Here is an 18,122-nt window from a genome sequence, read left to right on the forward strand (position 1 = left end):
TTGGTCGCAGGAAAAGCCCCGCTTCACCCCAGGTGCTTCTGCCGAAGATCAGCCAGATAGGCGGCACCCACAATGCCAGCCTGATTGCGTAGCTTGGCAGCTACGATGGGGGTCTTGATGTCGATATGAGGCAGGAACTTCTCGCTCATCCGACTGACGCCGCCGCCAACGACGAAGAAATCGGGATTGAAGTAGTGCTCGAGCAGTCGATAGTACTTGGTCAGACGGTTGGCCCACTTCTTGTAGCTCAGCTTCTTGCGGTCACGCACCGAAGAGGCTGCGTACTTCTCTGCGTCCTTGCCATCCAGCGTCAGGTGGCCCAGCTCGCTGTTGGGGATCAGCACGCCGTTATAAATCAGAGCCGTGCCGATGCCGGTGCCCAGTGTGGTGGCGATGACCAGACCCTTCTGACCCTTGGCCGCCCCGTACTGCACCTCGGCAAGGCCAGCCGCATCCGCGTCGTTGACCACGGAGACGGGCCTGCCGCAAGCCTTGGAAAGAACCTCCTGAACATTGGTGCCCACCCAGGCCTGGTCCAGGTTGGCCATGAAATCCAGCGGTTTGTCAGGCTTGACAGGGGCTGGAAAGGCGATGCCCACAGGCACATCGGAGGAAACCTCGAAGCGGTCCAAGAGCTCCTTGACGACAGCACCCACAGCCTCCGGCGTGGAGTGCTCGGGAGTGAGAATCTTCTTGCGAGGCTCGGCAAAATCTCCGATCGTCAGGTCAACAGGGGCAGCCTTGATGCCGGATCCACCTATATCCACTCCGAAAGCCTGCGCTGTTTCAATCATTGCTGCTCCTTAGCTGATCAAAGATGAGGGTCCGAACCGGCACGGTAGCGATTGTACCCCAAGGCATGCCTCTGCAAGCCCTGGGAGCGGCATAGCCAACCCAAGGGCAGTCTCGCTGGCCTTGTGCTGCAGACTGCGGGAAGAAGGATTGGGTGGGATAATTGAAGTTATGACCGAACATACACAGCTCATCGACGCAGTCAACGTGCGCATCACCACTAGAGAATATGACCCCAAGCCCATCGATCCCGACCTGGCCAGGCAGCTGGGTAGCACCCTGAACGCTCTGAACACGTTGAGCGGTCTGGACATGCAGCTGGTCCTGGGCAAACCTGACGCCTTTGCGGCCGACAACGCTTCCGGCCACCTGACCAATGCGGCCAACTACCTGGCCCTGGTCGGACCCAAGGATGATCAGGAGAGCCTGGAGAAAGCCGGCTTCTATGGCGAGCGCATGGTCCTTGCCGCCACCCTGTACGGACTGGGGACAGGATGGGTGTCGGGCAGCTGGGACCGTCAGGCAGCCGAGCGCCACTGCCGGATCACCCCCAGTCAGTCGCTCTATCTGGTGGTCACCATCGGCTATCCAGCCGATCAGGTCGGCTACGGCAACCAGGACTTTGCCATGCTTTGCCAACGTCAAGCCGAACATCGAACATCCAAGAGCTATGAGGAATTGACCTCAGCCATGAGCGTGCAGGACCGCCAGGATGCGCCGGAATGGTTCAAGGCCGGCGTTGCAGCCGCCGCCAAGGCACCTTCGGCCATGAACGGACAGCCCGTGGTTTTCGCCTGGGACAAGGACTCAGGCGATGCGATCGCCACTCTGGACCCCTCGGTCGCCTACGGATCCGCGGTCGATCTGGGCATAGGCAAAATGAACTTCCAGATTGGCGCCGGCGGCGGCACTTGGACCTGGGGCGACGGGGGCCGTTTCATCAGGTCCTGACCAAGGATGTGCCCTAGTGCCTCGGCAAGGGGGCCGTGTAGGGTGATGAACTATGAACAATGGAGCATCATCATCACAATCCGCCGCTGAACCGAGCACCGAAGCAGGTTCGACAACCCTTTACCTGACCCGTCACGGAAGAACGACGGCAAATGTCATGCATCTGATGCAGGGCTGGTCCGATTTCCCCCTGACCAAGCAAGGCCGCGAGGACGTGCGCCAGTTCGGCCGGGGTCTGCGGCCCATTCGTTTCCGGGCGGCATGGAGCGGCAATCTGAGCCGCCAGTATGAAACGGCCCGCCTGGCCCTTGATATGTCCGGCAACGGAGATCTGCGTGTGGGCGTGGACCCTGACCTGCGCGAGGACAATTTCGGCAGTTTCGAGGGCCGGGACGAGCGCGCCACCCTGGACCAGGTCTGCGCCGCCATGGGTTTTAAGGACTTCGTTACGGCCAAGGCAACCTACGGCAGGAACATCTCCGTCCATATGCAGGACACCTTCCATCAGCTGGATGCCCAGGACGTCCTTTCCGCCGGACTTGAGGAACAGGATCGGGCTGAGACCACCGCCCAGGTCCGCAGCAGAATGATCGCGGTGCTGACGCGCATCGCCCAGTCTGCCATCGAAGAAGGTGGCGGGCCTGTCCTGGTGGTCTCCTCCGGCATGTGCCTGCAACAGTTCCTGGTGGCCATCGATGACCACTGCCCCATCCCTGATATGGACAACACCGCAGTCACCAAGGTCGTCTACCAGGATGGCGGTTTCCATCTGGCAGGGCCTATCGGTTCCATGGAGTACTTCCAGGCAGGAAGTCAGGAAAAGTAGCAGGCAAAACTTTCAGGCGCCCTGTATTTCCCTGGCTGGTTGGCCCTTGAGGGGCTCCATGGGCCTCCAGTCGGGATCGTGCAGTATCTGGCGCGAATCCACCCATCCCTTCAGGATGGCAGGGATACCAGTCATGATGTGACTGCGATCAACAGCCAGAAGGCGGATGATTTCCTTGAGAGCTGTTGCCAGGGTCCCCAGGGCGAAAGCCAGAGGCCGATAGTCCCCATGGACCATGAAATACCTGGCCATAAAACCTCGGTTGCGCATGATGTGGTAGCGATTCATATCCGAGGTGGAATTGAGCTGGCGCACCCCGGCAATGTTCCAGTTGGCGATGTTGCGAGTCCGGCGCATGACTACATCGGATACGACCACAGGCTGTGTGACCTTGGATGCCAAATACCCATAGATGGTGTCATCCCAATAGATAAAGAAGCGCGGGTCAGGCAGACCGATTTGATCCACAATCTGCCGCGAGAAGAAGCCTCCTTCAAAGCACATGGTGTTCATGGGACGACAGCCCGATGGGCCGAACTCCCCTGGTGCTATCGGGTCTGGAATGCCCAAGGCGGTAAGAAAATGATACTGCCAATAGAAGGGGCCGCCATCATAATCCAGCCGGGAACCCTGCACCACCTGATAGCGTTCACTCCACTTAGCCAGCAGGTCAAGTCCTTCGGGCTCTACTGCAACGTCATCATCCATGACCCAAAACCATTTGGCACCAAGCTCGTATGCCTTGCGCACACCGGCGGAGAAGCCTCCCGCGCCGCCGCCATTGTGGTCCTGTGGCAGATAAACAACACGATCCTGATTGCCGGATCCGTCGATGATGGTCCTGCCCCAACGTCCTGTCACACGTTCTGAGAACTGCTCGACCATGGTTCGCGTGTCTGCCGAATTCTCGTTATCCACCACCACGATCCGCCAGGGGGCCTGGGTGAGCCGGAGGATGGAGTCGAACAGGCCTGTCAGCAATTCCTGACGCTTATAGGTTACGACGACCATAGCCGCCTTATTCAAGGTCTTTCCCATGCTCTCCATTGTGACACCGCCCCGCAACTTTGCTTACTGAAGCAAAATCCTCCTAGTAGGTTCAGCCTTCTTCCACCTTCCTGGATCGCAGGCTACACACCCAGGATGTGAACACCGCCACCAGCAGCAGAACCACAGTCACCAGAAGGAACCGGCCGACGGGCACAGGGGTCAGAGCCATAGACATGCCAGCCTGGACAAAACTCAAGGCAATACAGCCCTCGACAATGGCGATCCCCAGCAGCGCCATCACTGCACCGCCCGCCACATCGGTCAGTGTCTCTATCATTCCCGACCAGGCTATTGACCTCCAGGCCACCCCGATCTGATTGAGCCGCTGGTTCTGCCGCTTGCGCTCCCAAGCAGAAATGGCGATGGACTGCATCATGAAAATTAGGGCAAGAATGGTCCCGCCGACGATCATGACCGTCATGGCCGTCTGCCCGGACAAGCCTCGTTGAATGAAGTCATCTATATACTCCTGCCTGGTCTGCACCGCGAAATCGCCCTGGAGGCCACTCTTCAGACGGGAGGTAATCCCGTGCGCATCAGTCGGATTGACAGCCGATATGGGAATGATCGTATGTGCGTCTTCACCCAATTGAGGCAGGTCACCCTCCGCCGTCAGAAGCAGAGGATAGTTATTGCCTGCAGATAGTTCTGGAATGCCCTCAGGCGACTGAACAAGGGCAACGACCCGCACCTCATGCGGTTGATCATGGCGATCAAGAAGACGAACGGTGTCGCCTATGGAATAGGAGGAATCCTGATTCACAGCGACGCGGTCTGAACCGAGATCAGACGAATTCCCTTGGACAAAGGAGAAATGAATGCTCGGCGAACTCTGAACTTTCTGACCCTGCAGTTGCTCGGCAGGTTCCCATACCACCGTTGCCGTCTGGCCCGCTGATCCTTCCATAGCCCATTGCTGAGTCTGGTAGGTAACAAAGTCTCGAACCTCAGGCATCCCACCGATCAGATCGGATGGGTTGCGGTTTTGGGCATCCGAATCAAGGGAAGTAGCCATAACATCGGCCTTCAGCGGATATAGGCTCAGAACCGCCCCTCCGATGGAGCCAGCCTGCATGGCTACCACAAGGGAAATGACGATGGTCAGGATCATCATGGCGGGGAGGGCTATAGCGGTTGAGCCTGCGCTCACCTTTCGAGCACGCTGCAGGGCCAGAAGACCTGGCCCCCCGGCCACCTTCGCCGGGATCAGACCAATGACCGACACAGTCAGGACAACCAGGATCGGAGCCGCCAAGTAGACCGTAGTGATGACAAGAATGACCTCGAGCATAATACGCAGGTCCTGGGTCATAAAAGGCAATGGGGCGAACCCGACCACCAAGGTCAGGATCAGGAAGACCAGGGCGGCCGAAGAACGAATCCATCCGATCCGCTTGGTTTTGTCACTGGCGTCCGTCATGAGCTGGAGCGGAGCTGCCCCGCCCACCTTGCGCATAGCCATCCATACTCCCAACAGGCAGGCGACCATCATCATGATGAAGGTGACAACTGCAATGGAAGGTCGAATCCGCGGTGTGAAAACCATGCCACTGTCGCTGAACTCGGCAGAGCGCGCGTAAAACCGTCCAACTGGTATGGTCAGGAGAGATCCGACCAGGCAGCCAATGAGATTCGAGAGGGCCAGGGGGATCGAGAATTCCAAGATACCTATGATCAGGATCCTCCTGCGCGAGGCTCCGTTCAACCGCATCATTGCATACTCGCGTCGGCGTTCCTGAATCAGAAAAGTGACCGACGAGAGGACCAAAAAGACCGACACCAGCAGGCAGCAAGCCAGCGCCGGAATAGTGACCATGGAGAGATTTGAATAAGGTACCTTGGCTTGGAGACGCTGGTAGGTGTTCAACCTATTCAGATCGCCGATATTGTCAAAGGACTTTCCCGCTTGGTAGACCTGCATGGTCGAAGAGGTCAGCAGGGATGCCAGGAAGGTGGATAGACCCATGACCGCGTACGATGCTCGATGCTTCCTGATCAGGGACAAGACCAAGGAGAACAGGGTCGGTCGACTGATCGAGGAGAATGCATGCAGGGAATCCCGTCCGGGAACTTCTCCTCTTCCTGCTTGGCCTTTACCCGCATGCATCATCGTCCTACCCCCTGGCCGACCTGAGTCATGCTGGTCAGGTGAGTGGACAGCTGCTCGGCCGTATATCCTTGGCATATCGAATGCACTGTGCCGTCCACCAAGAAGACCGTGCGCTGCGCCCAGGCCGCCACATTGGGGTCATGGGTCACCATGAGCACGGTCCGTCCGCTCTCCACCAAGGTCGAAAGGGCATCCAGAACCATTTCCGAGCTGCGCGTATCCAGTGCCCCGGTGGGCTCGTCCGCGAAAATCATATCTGGCTGGGCGACCAGCGCTCTGGCAATGGCCACGCGTTGCCTTTGACCGCCAGATATGTCAGACGGATATTGCTGCGCATACCCATCTAGACCCAAAATCTTTAAGGCCTGCAGCGATTGGGCGACACCAACTTTGGGACCGCCGAAGAGCTGGGGCAGCATGACGTTCTGCAAGCAGGTGAAGGCCTCGACCAGGTTGTAATCTTGAAAAACGAAACCCATATGGTCGCGGCGCATCCTGGTTAGGGCGGACTCCTTCATCCTGGCTATGTTCTGGCCGGCTATCTCGACCGATCCCTGCTGTACTGGCAAGAGCCCTGAGGCGCAATAAAGCAAGGTGGTTTTCCCCGCTCCGGAAGGACCCATAACTGCGGTCCAAGATCCTGTCGAGCATTCCAGGCCGACTTGGTCTATTCCAGCTTCACCAGCCTTGTAATGGAAGGATACCCCCTCCATTTTCAGTGGCAGTTCATTCATTGATCTTCCTTTCATTCAGATCGCCTAGGCAACAAAGCTTTCTGGCCGACCACCAGCAAAGACAAAGGGTCAAAACCAGCAGTCCCAGGATCAGGTAGAGCTCAATGCCGGGCAATGGCACAATCCGAGTCACCACACTGCCAATACAGCATGGATCCACGAGAAGCCAGGCGACAAAGACATGAACGGCCAGCAACACCACCGGGACTGCAAGCAAGACCAAGCGTGTGTAGGTCCTGCAGGGCATGGAAATCCAGAGAACCAAGAGAAAAACAAGAAAGGCGGACCCCAGGCAGAGCAATACGAACACAGCCAGATACTCCCCCAAGGACCAGGTGAACCAAGGCAATGCATGTCCATCAAAAACCGAAAGATCCTGCAAACCCGCGATCTTGGGCACCCACATCAGGAATGATCCCGCTGCCACCATGAGCATCATCAGCAGGCCCGCACAGACCATGGCGAACACCTGCAGCCCAGGCAAGATGCGTCCGGTCCGTGTCGTCAACTGCGTCTGCCGGACCCCATGGACCTGGTCTTTAACAAGGCGTGGGGCCACGACAACCAAGGCTGCCAGAAGCGGGACCAGATAGACTGAAAGTCTGAAGTTGCTCTGAGTGTAGTCCAGTAATTCAGGAGCGGCCAGGCCCATACCCGCCCTGCACTGTCCACTTAAGATGTCAAGCCGCTTCGTCACCGATTCGGGCAGTTCGATGCCATTACTACCGCCCTTACGCAACTGTTTCTCGGCTCTTGCGATCAGGGCTTCCCGGTTGCATCCACGATAGGCATCCATGACATCATGGCAATGAGCAAGCCGACGATAGCTGGGCAAGGTATTGATGCGGCCGGTCAGTTTGCCCCGGTCTGTATTCAGTACTGAAGGATTTGTCCAGCGCGAGCTCTCGACCGAATCGACCAGGTCCCTGGCCGACTGATAATTCTTGACGCCCAGTTGAACAGCCTGAGGACCAAGTGCCATCAGATCTTTGGATACCACCGGTTCAAGTCTGTCAGCCTCACGCTTGAATCCAGCAATGGTGGACTGACTGACATACGGTCCGTAGCTAGCTAGGTCATGATGGGCTTCGTCAGTGGGAATTTGGTCATACATAGCTAGATTCATACAGAAAACGAATCCAAGAGACAGACTGAGCACCACCCAAAAAGAGGTACCCAGAAGGTGCCGCATTTCGTTCCTGACCACCGTCCATCTCATTGAAGACATCCCTAGCAAAAAATAAGATTGCGAGCCCGATTCGGCGGGGTATGCTGCATCGCTACTCCTCGTCCCCGTAGATCACCAGGAAGGCATCCTCCAAGTTGGCAGGAACAGCCTGGCCCTGGGACGGCGGCTCAGGTGAGTAAATTCTGAGCCGGGTCGCATCCCCATCCAGCTCGTCCTCAAGGAGCAGCTGCCCCTGCCCTAAGCGATAATCCGCAGGAACCAGGAATATTTTGCCTTCCAGCCAGCGGCTTATCTGCCTTGGGGACTGGTTGCAGCAGATCTGCCCATCCTTGAGCATGATGACCCGGTCGGCGATGGTCTCCAGGTCAGAGACGATATGAGTGGACAGGATAACGATCCGGTCGCGCGAAAGAGCATGGACCAGGTTGCGGAAGCGGACACGTTCCCGTGGATCCAAACCAGCGGTCGGCTCGTCCAAAATCATCAGTTCCGGGTCGTTGATCATGGCCTGTGCCAGCCCCACGCGCTGAATCATGCCCCCAGAGAGCGTCTTCATCTTCTGCTTACCCTGGTCTTTAAGCCCCACGGTCTTCAGGAGATCTTTCGCCAGGGGCTTGGCCCGTTTCCGGCCGATTCCCTGAAGGGCTGCTATGTACATCAAAAAATCTTCAGCGCTGTAGTCTGGGTAATAGCCGAATTTTTGGGGCAGATACCCCAAGAGGCCGCGATAGTCCTCGTCCATAACCATGATGTCCTGCCCGTTCCAAGTGATGTTTCCCGAATCCAGGCGGATCAGGGTGGCGATCATTTGGATCAGCGTGGTCTTGCCTGCTCCGTTGGGTGCCAGGAGCCCATGGACACCGGTTCCAATAGAAAGGCTCAGATCGTTGATAACCCGCTTGTTCCTGAAGCTCTTTGACACATGGTCCAAGTGCAGCACGAAACTCACCGTCCTTTCACGCTAAACATGTAAGATTCCGCCCTCATGCCGTCGCCAGTCTTTTCATATGCCATACCCACCTTGGCAGAGGTGACCCTACGCAGCGTCCATGCAGAACAAGCAGGAAGATCGCCAGAAGAACAAGGCCCGTCGCCAGGCTCAAGGCCGGCGGAATGGAGACAAGGATGGGGGCGGTGGCGAATCGAGTCAGATAAAGCATCATGCCGAGCACAATCCAGAGTCCGAGAACCAGATAGATGGACAGTTCTCCATGCATATGCTCCTCCACCCAGATTTGTGCCAGGGAAAAGAGAAAGAGGGAGGAGAAGCTGATCCCCAGAAGGGTCATGGTGGACAGCCCCGGATTGGTCGTCCACGCCAGCAAGACCGTGGCCAAGGATGAAATCATCATGCTGACCATGCCGAACAGAAGCATCCTGACTGCGGCTATCTGACGGAATGACCACCTGCAAGTTCTGATCAGATTCAGGGTATTCAGGTTCCGTTCCTTGAGCACGACCAAAAGGTGCACCACCAGGAAAAGAGCAGGCGAGCAGACGAATATGGGGACAACCAGACCGAAGGTTCTATCGACTCTGCTGGGCCAAGCAGTCTTCATGAAGGAGCCAAAGACGGTCGCCCAAACCGCCGCCGTCAGAATCAGGCCGATAAAGACGCAGTCCCAGAGGCCAAAGAGCAGGTTTCTCAGGCCTAGGGAACGGACCATGGCTACAAGGGTCCAGATCAGCCCAGGACGTCTTCCCATCCCTTTGCGTACAATTGTTTTTATGGATCGCTCGCGCATCCGGGAACTGCCGATCGGTGATTCAGCAAAATCATCGCGCTCAAGGTCGCTACCCTGAAGAGCCGCCAGAATGGGACGGATATCAGGTTCAGACCGATTCATGACCAAACTCCTTCCTCAAATTGTCCAAAAGTCGGTAATACCGAGCCTTGACCGTGTTTTCAGGCTCTCCGCAGGCCTCGGCAATCTGCGCGAACCCATAGCCGGCATACAGATGGAGACGCAAAACTTCCTGCGCCGGGACCGGAGCCTGTGAGATCTTGTCTTCAATCCGACCAACTAGGTCGTCCTTGAAGGTCTGGTCGGCGGGGTCGTCATGTTGATCGTGGCCGGATGCCACAAATACTTGCGCCTCCTGCCGCTGCCGCCTCCGGCGGATCCTCCAGTAGTCAATAACCTTGTAGGTTGCGATGCGGTGGATCCAGGTACGGAAGCTGGACTTGTGCGAATCGTAGCTGCCCAAAGACCGCAGAATGGCAACAAAGGCATCCTGGGCAAGGTTCAGCGACTCCTCCTTATCGCCTACCTGAGCTCGGATGTAGGCCAGGATGTCGTCGTAGTACTTGCGAACTAGGTCATCGGCTGCGCGAAAGGATCTAGTTGACAGTATGTTTCTGATCCATTCCAGGTCCTCTGCCTGGGATTGGCCACCATCAGCGTCTCCGTCACTGGTTTGTCTGACCAAGGCCGGATGTATAGCTTCATCCGCAGGCAGCAGATGGTCACCCATCCTCGCCATGCTCCAGCCTCCTTGCAGCATTGTGAACTTTCGACAACCTCATATTCGTTGTGCAGGCTGCAATAGTTGCATGGAAGGCGGTTGTATTTCCTTCCTGGCGTGTCTGGAAATGCACTAGCAGTGAGAAAGAATTGACCATTCCAAGGACCACAGCTATATTGAAATCGTCAGTTTCAGGGAAGGTGAAAGTCCTTACTGGCGGTATCCGGCTGAAGGCCGGGAGCCCGCGACCCGCGCAAGCGGTGGATATCGGTTCAAGTCCGAAGCCAACGGTTACAGTCCGGATGGAAGAAACGAGGCCCTCTATGAGCATGCCCAATTCTCATTCACACACCACTGCAAACAAGGACACGCGCTTCAACGATGTCCACTCCACAGGTGCAGGCGGTTCAGGACGCTGGTCGACCAAGCGGATCGCGGTTTACGCGCTCTTCGTAGCCCTGGCCATGGTTCTGAGCTTCTTCTCCTTCCCGATCTTTCCTGCCGCTCCCTGGCTCAAATACGACCCCTCTGGCATCGTCGTCCTGGTATGCGGCTTCGCCTTCGGCCCGGCGGCTGCCGCCATCATCTCCATACTGGGATTCGTCCCGCACCTGTTTACCAACCCCTTCGGCGCTCTGATCTCGATGATCGTGGCCCTGGCCCTGAGCGTGCCGGCAGCCTTGGTCTACCGCAGGATGCACAGCCGTAAGGGAGCGGTCATCGGAATCGTCTCCGGCGCCATTCTTGGCGTGATCGCAGCCATCCTGTGCAACGTGGTGATCACCCCCTTCTACGCGCACATGTCCATGGCCAAGGTGGTGGCCATGATCGTGCCCATCCTCCTGCCCTTCAACCTGATGAAGTTCGCCATCCACGGCGTGGTCACCTTCCTGATCTACAAGCCCATCTCCACACTGATCAACAAGTAGGCCACATCCATGACCCAATCCGCCGTCTTGGATTCAGCGGATTCGAAGACAACGGTCGCCCGCCTGGACCAGGTCTCCTTCTCCTATGACGGAGGCGAGACCTGGGCCTTAGACCACCTGTCCATGGAAGTGCATGCAGGCGAACATCTGTGCATCCTGGGAGCGAATGGCTCCGGCAAATCCACGCTGGGAAGCATTCTCTCGGGCGCGACGGCACCTGATCACGGCCAGGTCGAGCTTATGGGCCGAGCGGTCTGCTCCGACACCCAGGATCAGGGCCGCCAGATCGACGCTGAGGCTTACCGGCAGGCACGGCGGAGCATCGGTATGGTCTTTCAGAACCCTGAGGACCAGATCGTGACCACCGTCGTCCAGGACGATGCGGCTTTCGGACCCGAGAATCTGGGCCTGCCCCGCCAGAAGATGCTCTCCTGCGTGCCAGCGGCCCTGGAACAGGTCGACTTGCAGACGCGGATGAATGATGATCCCACCCGCATGTCGGGCGGACAGCAGCAACGACTGGCCCTGGCCGGCAGCCTGGCCATGAATCCAGGCATGATGGTGCTGGACGAGCCAGGAGCCATGCTCGATGTGGCCGGCCGACAGGATATTCAATCAATCCTCTGCCGGCTGACAGCCCAGGGCACAGCTGTCGTCCACATCACCCACCTGCTCGAGCAAGCCAGACAGGCTGATCGGGTCCTGGTACTTGACCATGGGCGCATCGTGGCCTCCGGAAGACCTGATCAGATTCTGACCAGGCAGGATCTGCCTGCCCTTGTTGGCGAACCTGACCAGAATTCGCTGACCCAAAGCAGGGCATCGGATACGGGCGCAAAGACCGCAGTCGATGACCACGCTATCCCCATGGTCAAGTTCTCGGATGTCTCTTACAGCTTTCCTGACGCAGGCAGCAAAGCCCTCAGCCAGGTGAATCTGGAGCTCGCTGGAGGACAGACCCTAGCCATTATCGGGCGCAACGGATCCGGCAAGTCAACTCTGGCCAGGCTCATCTGTGCCCTGGCAGATCCCGACAGCGGATCCATCCAGGTGGCCGGCCTGCCCCTGGCCGGACCCGGCCGGCCCAAGGCCAAGCATCTGCGACGCCAGAATCTGAAGCTTCTGCGCCAAAGGGTCGGCTATGTCATGCAATACCCCGAACATCAGCTTTTTGCGGATACTGTGAGTCAGGACATCGCCTATGGTCCACACAACCTGGGCTATGGGCCCGAACAGGTGCAGCAGCGGGTGGATGATGCCATGAAGCTTCTGGGCATCGGTGATCTGGCCGACCGCTCCCCCTTCGACCTCTCGGGGGGTCAGCGGCGCCTGGTGGCCATCGCCGGCGTCGTAGCCTGCAGCCCGCAACTGCTGGTTTTGGACGAGGTCACCGCCAGTCTCGACCCCCAGGCCTGCGCACGAATTATGGCATTGCTTCGAGTGCTCCATCAGCGCGGCGTCACCATCGTCATGAGCACCCACGCCGATCGCGAGGCCCTGGATCTGGCCGACCAGACCCTGCTCCTGGAGCATGGAGAAACGTTAGCCTATGGGCCTACTGCCGAAGCCGTGGAGCGCTACCATCAGCTGCTCGCCACAGATGCAGCGGAGAAGGAAGCTGCTGGCAAAGAAACTTCAGGCAGGAAAGCGGATCGCACCCAAGCCGACCAGAAACCCTTATCCTTGCTGGCGAGGCTGGACCCGCGAGCCAAGCTGGTGACCTTCCTCCTAGCCATGTTCACCGCTTTCGCCATTTCCACGCCCGCGCAGCTTGTTCTGGCGCTGGTGGTCACTGTAGGCCTCTTTGCCGCCGCCCGGGCACCACTGCATTCCATTATGAAATCAGTCAAGGGCTTTCTGGCCCTCATGCTTCTGCTGGCCCTGTTCAATCTCTTGGTCACTCAGACCGGCCGCAGACTGGCTGCCTGGGGTCCATTCGTGCTGACTACGGGCGGCATTTGGGTGGCTGTACTCTATGCCTGCCGCTTCATGCTGATCATCTTTCTGGGGGCGCTCCTGGTGGAGACCACCACCCCGACACAGATGACCGATGCTTGTGAATCCCTGCTGAGCCCACTGTCCAGGCTGGGCATCCACACCAATGAAATCGCCCTGGTCCTTTCGCTGGCTCTGCGCTTCATCCCTACCCTAGGACGTGAGGTTCAGGCCATCGTGGAAGCCCAGGCTGCCCGCGGCGGATCCATCGAGTCCGGCTCGCTCTCGCAACGCCTGCATGCGGCCATAGCTATCACAGTTCCCGTCTTCGCCGGAGCCCTGCGCCACGCTGACAATCTGAGCCGGGCCTTGGATGCCCGATGTTATGAGGGCAGCCGTCAAGAGCGTACCCACTACCGCCTGCTGCGACTGGGCAGGATGGACATCCTGTTCATCGCTCTTATGGCTCTCTATCTGCTGGCCCTGCTGCTGCATCCCCTGTTCTGAGGGGTCCGGCTACGTCAAGCATTTAGGTTCCTTGTTCCTTCAAGGTCAACAAGGCCTTCTTCCACGCCTGGCCTGAGTTCTTCATCACGCAACTGCCTGAGTCGCCGGCCGTTTGGGGTAAACGAACCGTTATGCATGGAATGCTGACCTGGCAAACACTGATGTCAATTACCTGCCAATTCCATCGCTGCCTTAAGCCTGATATCAGAGAATGATCGAACCATTCGATGGACTCGTAAGCAAAAGCAAATGCCGAGCTCACACTGCCAATAGAAGCCATGGATTCCAAGTGACGTTTCAGAAACTGCATTACAGAGATCGACGCAAATCCCCGGCAGTACAGAATAAGAGGGGTTGGAGCACTGTAATGTGCTCCAACCCCTCTTCAGTCAGCTGCGTCGGGCCTCAACCCTTATCTCAGTCACTGGCAGGCGAACTCTGAGCGGACTGCTCAGAACCTTGACCATCCTGGCTCTGGCTGTCGGCCTCGCCTGCTGGCGGAACATCAGCGTCGGAAGAGCTCACCGAAGCTCCGACCAGTTCAGACTTCTGGTCCTGTTTATCAGCGGAGCTGGCCGCATGACGGGGTCCTTCGAAGGGCTTGCCGGTGAAGGTGAATTCACCCAGGATGCCCTCGCCTTCGGCATCGACCTGGACGGACTCATTGTCCGTAAGGTCGCCCATGAGGATCTTCTCGGAGACGGCATCCTCGATGTCCCGCTGGATGACGCGGCGCAGAGGCCGGGCACCCAGGAGCGGATCGAAGCCCTTCTCGGCCAGCAGATCCTTGGCCTTGTCGGTCAGGTCCAGGGACATGTGGCGCTCAAAGAGACGATCGTTGAGCTGGGCGATGTCCAGATCGACAATCTGACGGACCTGGGGCTCGGTCAGCTGCTGGAAGACAATGATGTCATCCAGGCGGTTCAGGAACTCGGGCCTGAACTGCTGCTTGAGCTCGCTGGTCACCTGGTCCTTCATCCTCTGATAGGAGGTCTCGGTGTTGCCGCTCACGTTGAAGCCGGTGTTGGCCGCCTTGGCGATGTCACGGGTTCCCAAGTTGGTGGTCAGGATGATGATGGTGTTCTTGAAGTCCACCATGCGACCCTGCCCATCAGTCAGGTGGCCGTCGTCCAGCACCTGCAGAAGGGTGTTGAAGATGTCCGGATGAGCCTTCTCAATCTCGTCGAAGAGGACCACCGAGAACGGCTTGCGCCTGACCTTCTCAGTCAGCTCGCCGCCCTCTTCATATCCGACGTACCCCGGAGGGGCGCCGAAGAGACGGGAGGTGGAGTACTTCTCCGAGAACTCGGACATATCCACCCGGATCAGGGCATCCTCATCATCAAAGAGGAACTGGGCCAGAGCCTTGGCCAGCTCGGTCTTGCCCACGCCGGTGGGGCCGGCGAAGATGAAGGAACCTGCGGGACGCTTGGGATCCTTGAGGCCTACACGGGTACGGCGGATGGAGCGGGACAGGGCGGAGACGGCCTCATCCTGGCCAATGATCCGCTTGTGCAGCTCCTTCTCCATGCCCAAGAGCTTCTTGGACTCGGCCTGAGTCAGCTTGAAGACCGGGATGCCGGTGGTCGAAGAGACCACCTCAGCGATTACATCCTCGTCGACAACCATCTTGACGTCGGACTCACCCTCGTGCCAGGCCTGCTCCTTTTCCTTGCGCTCGGCCTCTAGCTTCTCCTGGCTGTCGCGCAGCTGAGCGGCCTTCTCGAAGTCCTGGTCCTTGATGGCCTGATCCTTCTGGGCCGAGATGCGATCCACCTTGGCATCCAGCTCCTTGAGCTCCGGCGGGGCGGTCAACCGCTTGATGCGCAGGCGTGCGCCGGCCTCATCGATCAGGTCGATAGCCTTGTCAGGCAGGTTCCTGTCCTGGATGTAGCGTGCAGAAAGCTCAGCCGCCGACTGCAGGGCCTTGTCGGTGATAGTGACGTGGTGGTGATGCTCATAACGGCCACGCAGACCCTTGAGGATCTCGATGGTCTGGGCGATGGTGGGCTCGGAGACCTGAATGGGCTGGAAGCGCCGCTCCAGGGCCGCATCCTTCTCTATGTACTTGCGGTACTCGTCGGTGGTGGTCGCTCCGATGGTCTGCAGCTCGCCGCGGGCCAGCAGGGGCTTGAGCATGTCAGAGGCGCCCAGGGCCCCGTCAGCCGAACCTGCACCGACGATGGTGTGAATCTCATCGATGAAGAGGATGATGTCGCCGCGGGTCTTGATCTCCTTGAGCACCTTCTTCAGGCGCTCCTCGAAGTCGCCCCGGTAGCGTGAACCGGCCACCATGGAACCCAGATCCAGCGAGTAGACCTGCTTGCCCTTGAGGGTCTCGGGCACATCGCCCTCATGAATCTTCTGCGCCAGGCCCTCGACCACAGCGGTCTTGCCTACACCGGGCTCTCCGATCAGCACGGGGTTGTTCTTGGTCCTCCTGGAAAGGACGACCATGACCCGCTCGATCTCATTGGCCCGGCCGATGACCGGATCCAGCTTGCCTTCAGCGGCCTCCTGAGTCAGGTTCCTGCCGAACTGGTCCAGGATGGCCGAACCGGTCTGTCCGCCCTTGTTGGAAACGCCGCCGGCATTGGCCAGATCCCCCTTGCCGGCATCGCCGCCCTCGTGATTGCCGCGAATCATGTCAATAGTGGCGGTCCGCAGATCGCCCAGATCCACACCCATCTTGATCAGCACCTGGGTGCCGACGCCCTCACCCTCGCGGATGAGTCCTAGCAGAATGTGCTCAGTGCCAATGTAAGAGTGGCCCAGCTGAAGCGCCTCGCGCAACGACAGCTCCAGGACCTGACGGGCGTGCGGCGTGAATGGGATATGCCCATTGGGGACCGCATTGCCCTTACCGATCATCTCCTCAACCTGTTTGCGGGTGGCATCCAGTTCCACGCCCTTGGAGGCCAGGGCCTTGGCGGCAACACCGTCACCTTCCCTGATCAGGCCCAGGAGGAGGTGCTCGGTGCCGATGTAATTGTGCTGCAGGGTGCGGGCCTCTTCCTGCGCCAGCACAATCACCCGCCGCGCACGGTCGGTAAACCGTTCGAACATACTTGTCCTTCCCTTTGATCCGTAATTCACTCTACAGATTTACGGTGACGTTTATTCTCGGCCCGCCGGTGATTGCGCTCTGAACGCAACGAGGCCTTGGAATCAGTCCTCTGAGCCGTCTTCTGACTGCATCTGCTCCATGAGTTCCACCTCAGGGCGCTCCTCGCGGGGCTTCTGCCTGACCACGTCGATATGGAGATCGTCATAGGCCGGCTGGGACTGGACCCAGAGATGGGACTCCTCCTGGGGCTCGATCTCGGAATGCTCGCCGCAGCCATGATCCAGGGAGACCACGCGCCCGTCGTCCGGGCTCCATCGGTTGGCGCAGACGCCAAACATGGTCCCCAGATCACCTGCCAGGGGAATCATGAAGCCACAGGTCTCGCAGGCCTTGCCCTTGGCCGTCCTGGTCGACAGGGACTTGGGGCCGTGCTGCCCCTCGTACCAACGTTTGGCGGTAGCCGTCCTGGCCTCGGCCGTCATCACGTGTCGGCGGGTCAGAGCGAAACGGTCGACGGCCTCATCCAGGTCAACGGAAGAGGTCTGTGCGCCGAGGGGAATCTGATCATTCGACTCCTGCTCGTGAACGTCTTTTTTTTCACTTGTGCGGTCTGCCAGGCGGAAGACCACGCCGTCAGTCTCCTGATCGGCCCCATCAACAGCAGGGGAACTCGATTCTTGCTGACCTTCTTCATCATCTTCGGGGTTCAGATGTACTTGAGAATTCTGATGGCTAGCTTGCGCTGGCTTGTATCCGGCTGTCAGCCTGGGGTCGTCCGGCTCGGTTCCCATGGCATCGGTCACGCTCAGATCCGAGGGCAGCAGGCGATCCTTCCAAGGAACCCAAGCGGGTGGCTGCAGGGCCGCATCTGTAGGCACCAGAGAGGATTCATCCACAGTCCAGGTATCGGCATCCTCATCGCGGTAGAGGGTGACTGACCACTGCCAGCCCTCATAGCCCTTGATGGCCGAGGCGAATCGGTAGTCCCAGACTCCGTCCCCAATCAGGGTGCGGCCGACCAGCCCACCGACCTCATCGCTGTCGGCGGCCACGCTCAGAGCCACTCGCCTAGCCAGTTCCTCAGGATCCAGGTCCTCTTGAACCATCTATCACACCTTCATCATCAGTGGGACCGGATCAAACCGATCCACGTCGGATTGTTCTCGCCGTCTGCTCAGTCCGGCACGTCAAAGTCATCGGCCACGGCCCTCAAGAGGGTGGCCAGCTTGGCGGATTCAGCCCGACCTGGATAGTGGTGTCGACGCAGGCCATTGCCCGCGGAGTCCAGCAGCTTGATCAAGTCCTCCACGATGGCGGCCATGTCGTCCGGATCAGGTCGCTTGGCACGCAGAATGGAGGGGGTCGGCCCCACCAGCTTCAGATCCAGGGCCTGGGGGCCCTTGCGGCCCTCAGCCACTGAGAACTCCACCCGGGATCCCTTGCGTATGGTGGACACCCCGGCGGGCAGGGCCGATGAGGGCAGGAAGACATCCTCACCTTGTTCATCCGTGATGAACCCGAACCCCCGCTTGGCGTCGTACCACCGTACTCTCCCGCTGGGCATGC

Annotated in this window: 15 protein-coding genes and 1 riboswitch; of the genes, 4 read left to right on the forward strand and 11 right to left on the reverse strand. The window is 58.7% G+C overall.

Translation table 11 applies throughout. The features are described from left to right. Positions 1-23: 23 nt before the first annotated feature. The gene (gene ppgK, locus QRX41_RS00370) at positions 24-794 is read right to left on the reverse strand and encodes a polyphosphate--glucose phosphotransferase (RefSeq protein ID WP_101432572.1); all 771 of its coding nucleotides are present in this window, start codon (positions 792-794) and stop codon (positions 24-26) included. Positions 795-963: 169 nt separating this feature from the next. Between ppgK and QRX41_RS00375 the strand changes: the two genes are divergently transcribed. Continuing rightward, positions 964-1,743, forward strand: coding sequence for a nitroreductase family protein (locus tag QRX41_RS00375; protein ID WP_313837987.1), 780 nt, complete (start codon positions 964-966; stop codon positions 1,741-1,743). A gap of 52 nt (positions 1,744-1,795) precedes the next feature. Continuing rightward, a complete protein-coding gene (locus QRX41_RS00380) occupies positions 1,796-2,569 on the forward strand; it encodes a histidine phosphatase family protein (RefSeq protein WP_313837988.1) in 774 nt (257 codons plus the stop codon). 12 nt (positions 2,570-2,581) lie between these two features. On the opposite strand, the gene QRX41_RS00385 is transcribed toward QRX41_RS00380, so the two are convergent. From QRX41_RS00385 to QRX41_RS00415, 7 genes are all read right to left on the reverse strand, one after another. Continuing rightward, entirely contained in the window at positions 2,582-3,607 is a 1,026-nt protein-coding gene (locus QRX41_RS00385; RefSeq protein WP_449495098.1) for a glycosyltransferase, read from the reverse strand. Between the two features lie 61 nt (positions 3,608-3,668). Next, entirely contained in the window at positions 3,669-5,585 is a 1,917-nt protein-coding gene (locus tag QRX41_RS00390) for an ABC transporter permease (RefSeq protein WP_313837992.1), read from the reverse strand. A gap of 140 nt (positions 5,586-5,725) precedes the next feature. Continuing rightward, positions 5,726-6,478, reverse strand: coding sequence for an ABC transporter ATP-binding protein (locus QRX41_RS00395; RefSeq protein ID WP_313837994.1), 753 nt, complete (start codon positions 6,476-6,478; stop codon positions 5,726-5,728). Further along, positions 6,456-7,670, reverse strand: a complete 1,215-nt coding sequence (locus QRX41_RS00400) for a hypothetical protein (RefSeq protein ID WP_313837996.1) — start codon at positions 7,668-7,670, stop codon at positions 6,456-6,458. Before QRX41_RS00400 ends, QRX41_RS00395 begins: the two co-directional genes overlap by 23 nt. A 73-nt stretch (positions 7,671-7,743) precedes the next feature. Next, on the reverse strand, positions 7,744-8,601 hold the full coding sequence (locus QRX41_RS00405) for an ABC transporter ATP-binding protein (protein ID WP_260804466.1): 858 nt from the start codon (positions 8,599-8,601) through the stop codon (positions 7,744-7,746). 34 nt (positions 8,602-8,635) lie between these two features. Further along, positions 8,636-9,499: a hypothetical protein gene (locus tag QRX41_RS00410; RefSeq protein WP_313838001.1), complete on the reverse strand. Its 864-nt coding sequence runs from the start codon at positions 9,497-9,499 to the stop codon at positions 8,636-8,638. Next, the gene (locus QRX41_RS00415) at positions 9,486-10,136 is read right to left on the reverse strand and encodes an RNA polymerase sigma factor (protein ID WP_198230079.1); all 651 of its coding nucleotides are present in this window, start codon (positions 10,134-10,136) and stop codon (positions 9,486-9,488) included. Before QRX41_RS00415 ends, QRX41_RS00410 begins: the two co-directional genes overlap by 14 nt. A gap of 165 nt (positions 10,137-10,301) precedes the next feature. Then, positions 10,302-10,436, forward strand: a riboswitch (FMN riboswitch). Here QRX41_RS00415 and QRX41_RS00420 point away from each other — a divergent pair. Continuing rightward, positions 10,421-11,047, forward strand: coding sequence for an ECF transporter S component (locus tag QRX41_RS00420; protein WP_045924627.1), 627 nt, complete (start codon positions 10,421-10,423; stop codon positions 11,045-11,047). (Overlaps the previous riboswitch by 16 nt.) 9 nt (positions 11,048-11,056) lie before the next feature. After that, complete coding sequence (locus QRX41_RS00425) at positions 11,057-13,489, forward strand: energy-coupling factor transporter ATPase (protein ID WP_313838004.1); 2,433 nt, start codon at positions 11,057-11,059, stop codon at positions 13,487-13,489. Between the two features lie 417 nt (positions 13,490-13,906). Here QRX41_RS00425 and QRX41_RS00430 read toward each other — a convergent pair whose 3' ends face one another. The 3 genes from QRX41_RS00430 to QRX41_RS00440 form a co-directional block, all read right to left on the reverse strand. Beyond that, positions 13,907-16,555 carry an ATP-dependent Clp protease ATP-binding subunit gene (locus QRX41_RS00430; protein WP_144085764.1) on the reverse strand — a complete coding sequence of 883 codons (2,649 nt, stop codon included), beginning with the start codon at positions 16,553-16,555 and terminating at the stop codon, positions 13,907-13,909. Positions 16,556-16,657: 102 nt separating this feature from the next. Next, complete coding sequence (locus tag QRX41_RS00435; protein ID WP_313838008.1) at positions 16,658-17,662, reverse strand: DUF3027 domain-containing protein; 1,005 nt, start codon at positions 17,660-17,662, stop codon at positions 16,658-16,660. A gap of 68 nt (positions 17,663-17,730) precedes the next feature. Next, positions 17,731-18,120, reverse strand: a complete 390-nt coding sequence (locus QRX41_RS00440; protein ID WP_101432595.1) for a cold-shock protein — start codon at positions 18,118-18,120, stop codon at positions 17,731-17,733. Positions 18,121-18,122: the final 2 nt, after the last annotated feature.

It is taken from the genome of Bifidobacterium kimbladii, assembly GCF_032193675.1.
Classification (GTDB): Bacteria; Actinomycetota; Actinomycetes; order Actinomycetales; family Bifidobacteriaceae; genus Bombiscardovia; species Bombiscardovia kimbladii.

Bases quoted from the DNA above. Each gene is read 5' to 3' on its own strand.
- QRX41_RS00390 (WP_313837992.1), bottom strand. From the start codon at position 5,585: ATGGGTCTATCCACCTTCCTGGCATCCCTGCTGACCTCTTCGACCATG.
- QRX41_RS00375 (WP_313837987.1), top strand. From the start codon at position 964: ATGACCGAACATACACAGCTCATCGACGCAGTCAACGTGCGCATCACC.
- QRX41_RS00415 (WP_198230079.1), bottom strand. From the start codon at position 10,136: ATGGCGAGGATGGGTGACCATCTGCTGCCTGCGGATGAAGCTATACAT.
- QRX41_RS00435 (WP_313838008.1), bottom strand. From the start codon at position 17,662: ATGGTTCAAGAGGACCTGGATCCTGAGGAACTGGCTAGGCGAGTGGCT.
- QRX41_RS00410 (WP_313838001.1), bottom strand. From the start codon at position 9,499: ATGAATCGGTCTGAACCTGATATCCGTCCCATTCTGGCGGCTCTTCAG.
- QRX41_RS00385 (WP_449495098.1), bottom strand. From the start codon at position 3,607: ATGGGAAAGACCTTGAATAAGGCGGCTATGGTCGTCGTAACCTATAAG.
- QRX41_RS00395 (WP_313837994.1), bottom strand. From the start codon at position 6,478: ATGAAAGGAAGATCAATGAATGAACTGCCACTGAAAATGGAGGGGGTA.
- QRX41_RS00420 (WP_045924627.1), top strand. From the start codon at position 10,421: ATGGAAGAAACGAGGCCCTCTATGAGCATGCCCAATTCTCATTCACAC.
- QRX41_RS00425 (WP_313838004.1), top strand. From the start codon at position 11,057: ATGACCCAATCCGCCGTCTTGGATTCAGCGGATTCGAAGACAACGGTC.
- QRX41_RS00440 (WP_101432595.1), bottom strand. From the start codon at position 18,120: ATGCCCAGCGGGAGAGTACGGTGGTACGACGCCAAGCGGGGGTTCGGG.
- ppgK (WP_101432572.1), bottom strand. From the start codon at position 794: ATGATTGAAACAGCGCAGGCTTTCGGAGTGGATATAGGTGGATCCGGC.
- QRX41_RS00380 (WP_313837988.1), top strand. From the start codon at position 1,796: ATGAACAATGGAGCATCATCATCACAATCCGCCGCTGAACCGAGCACC.
- QRX41_RS00430 (WP_144085764.1), bottom strand. From the start codon at position 16,555: ATGTTCGAACGGTTTACCGACCGTGCGCGGCGGGTGATTGTGCTGGCG.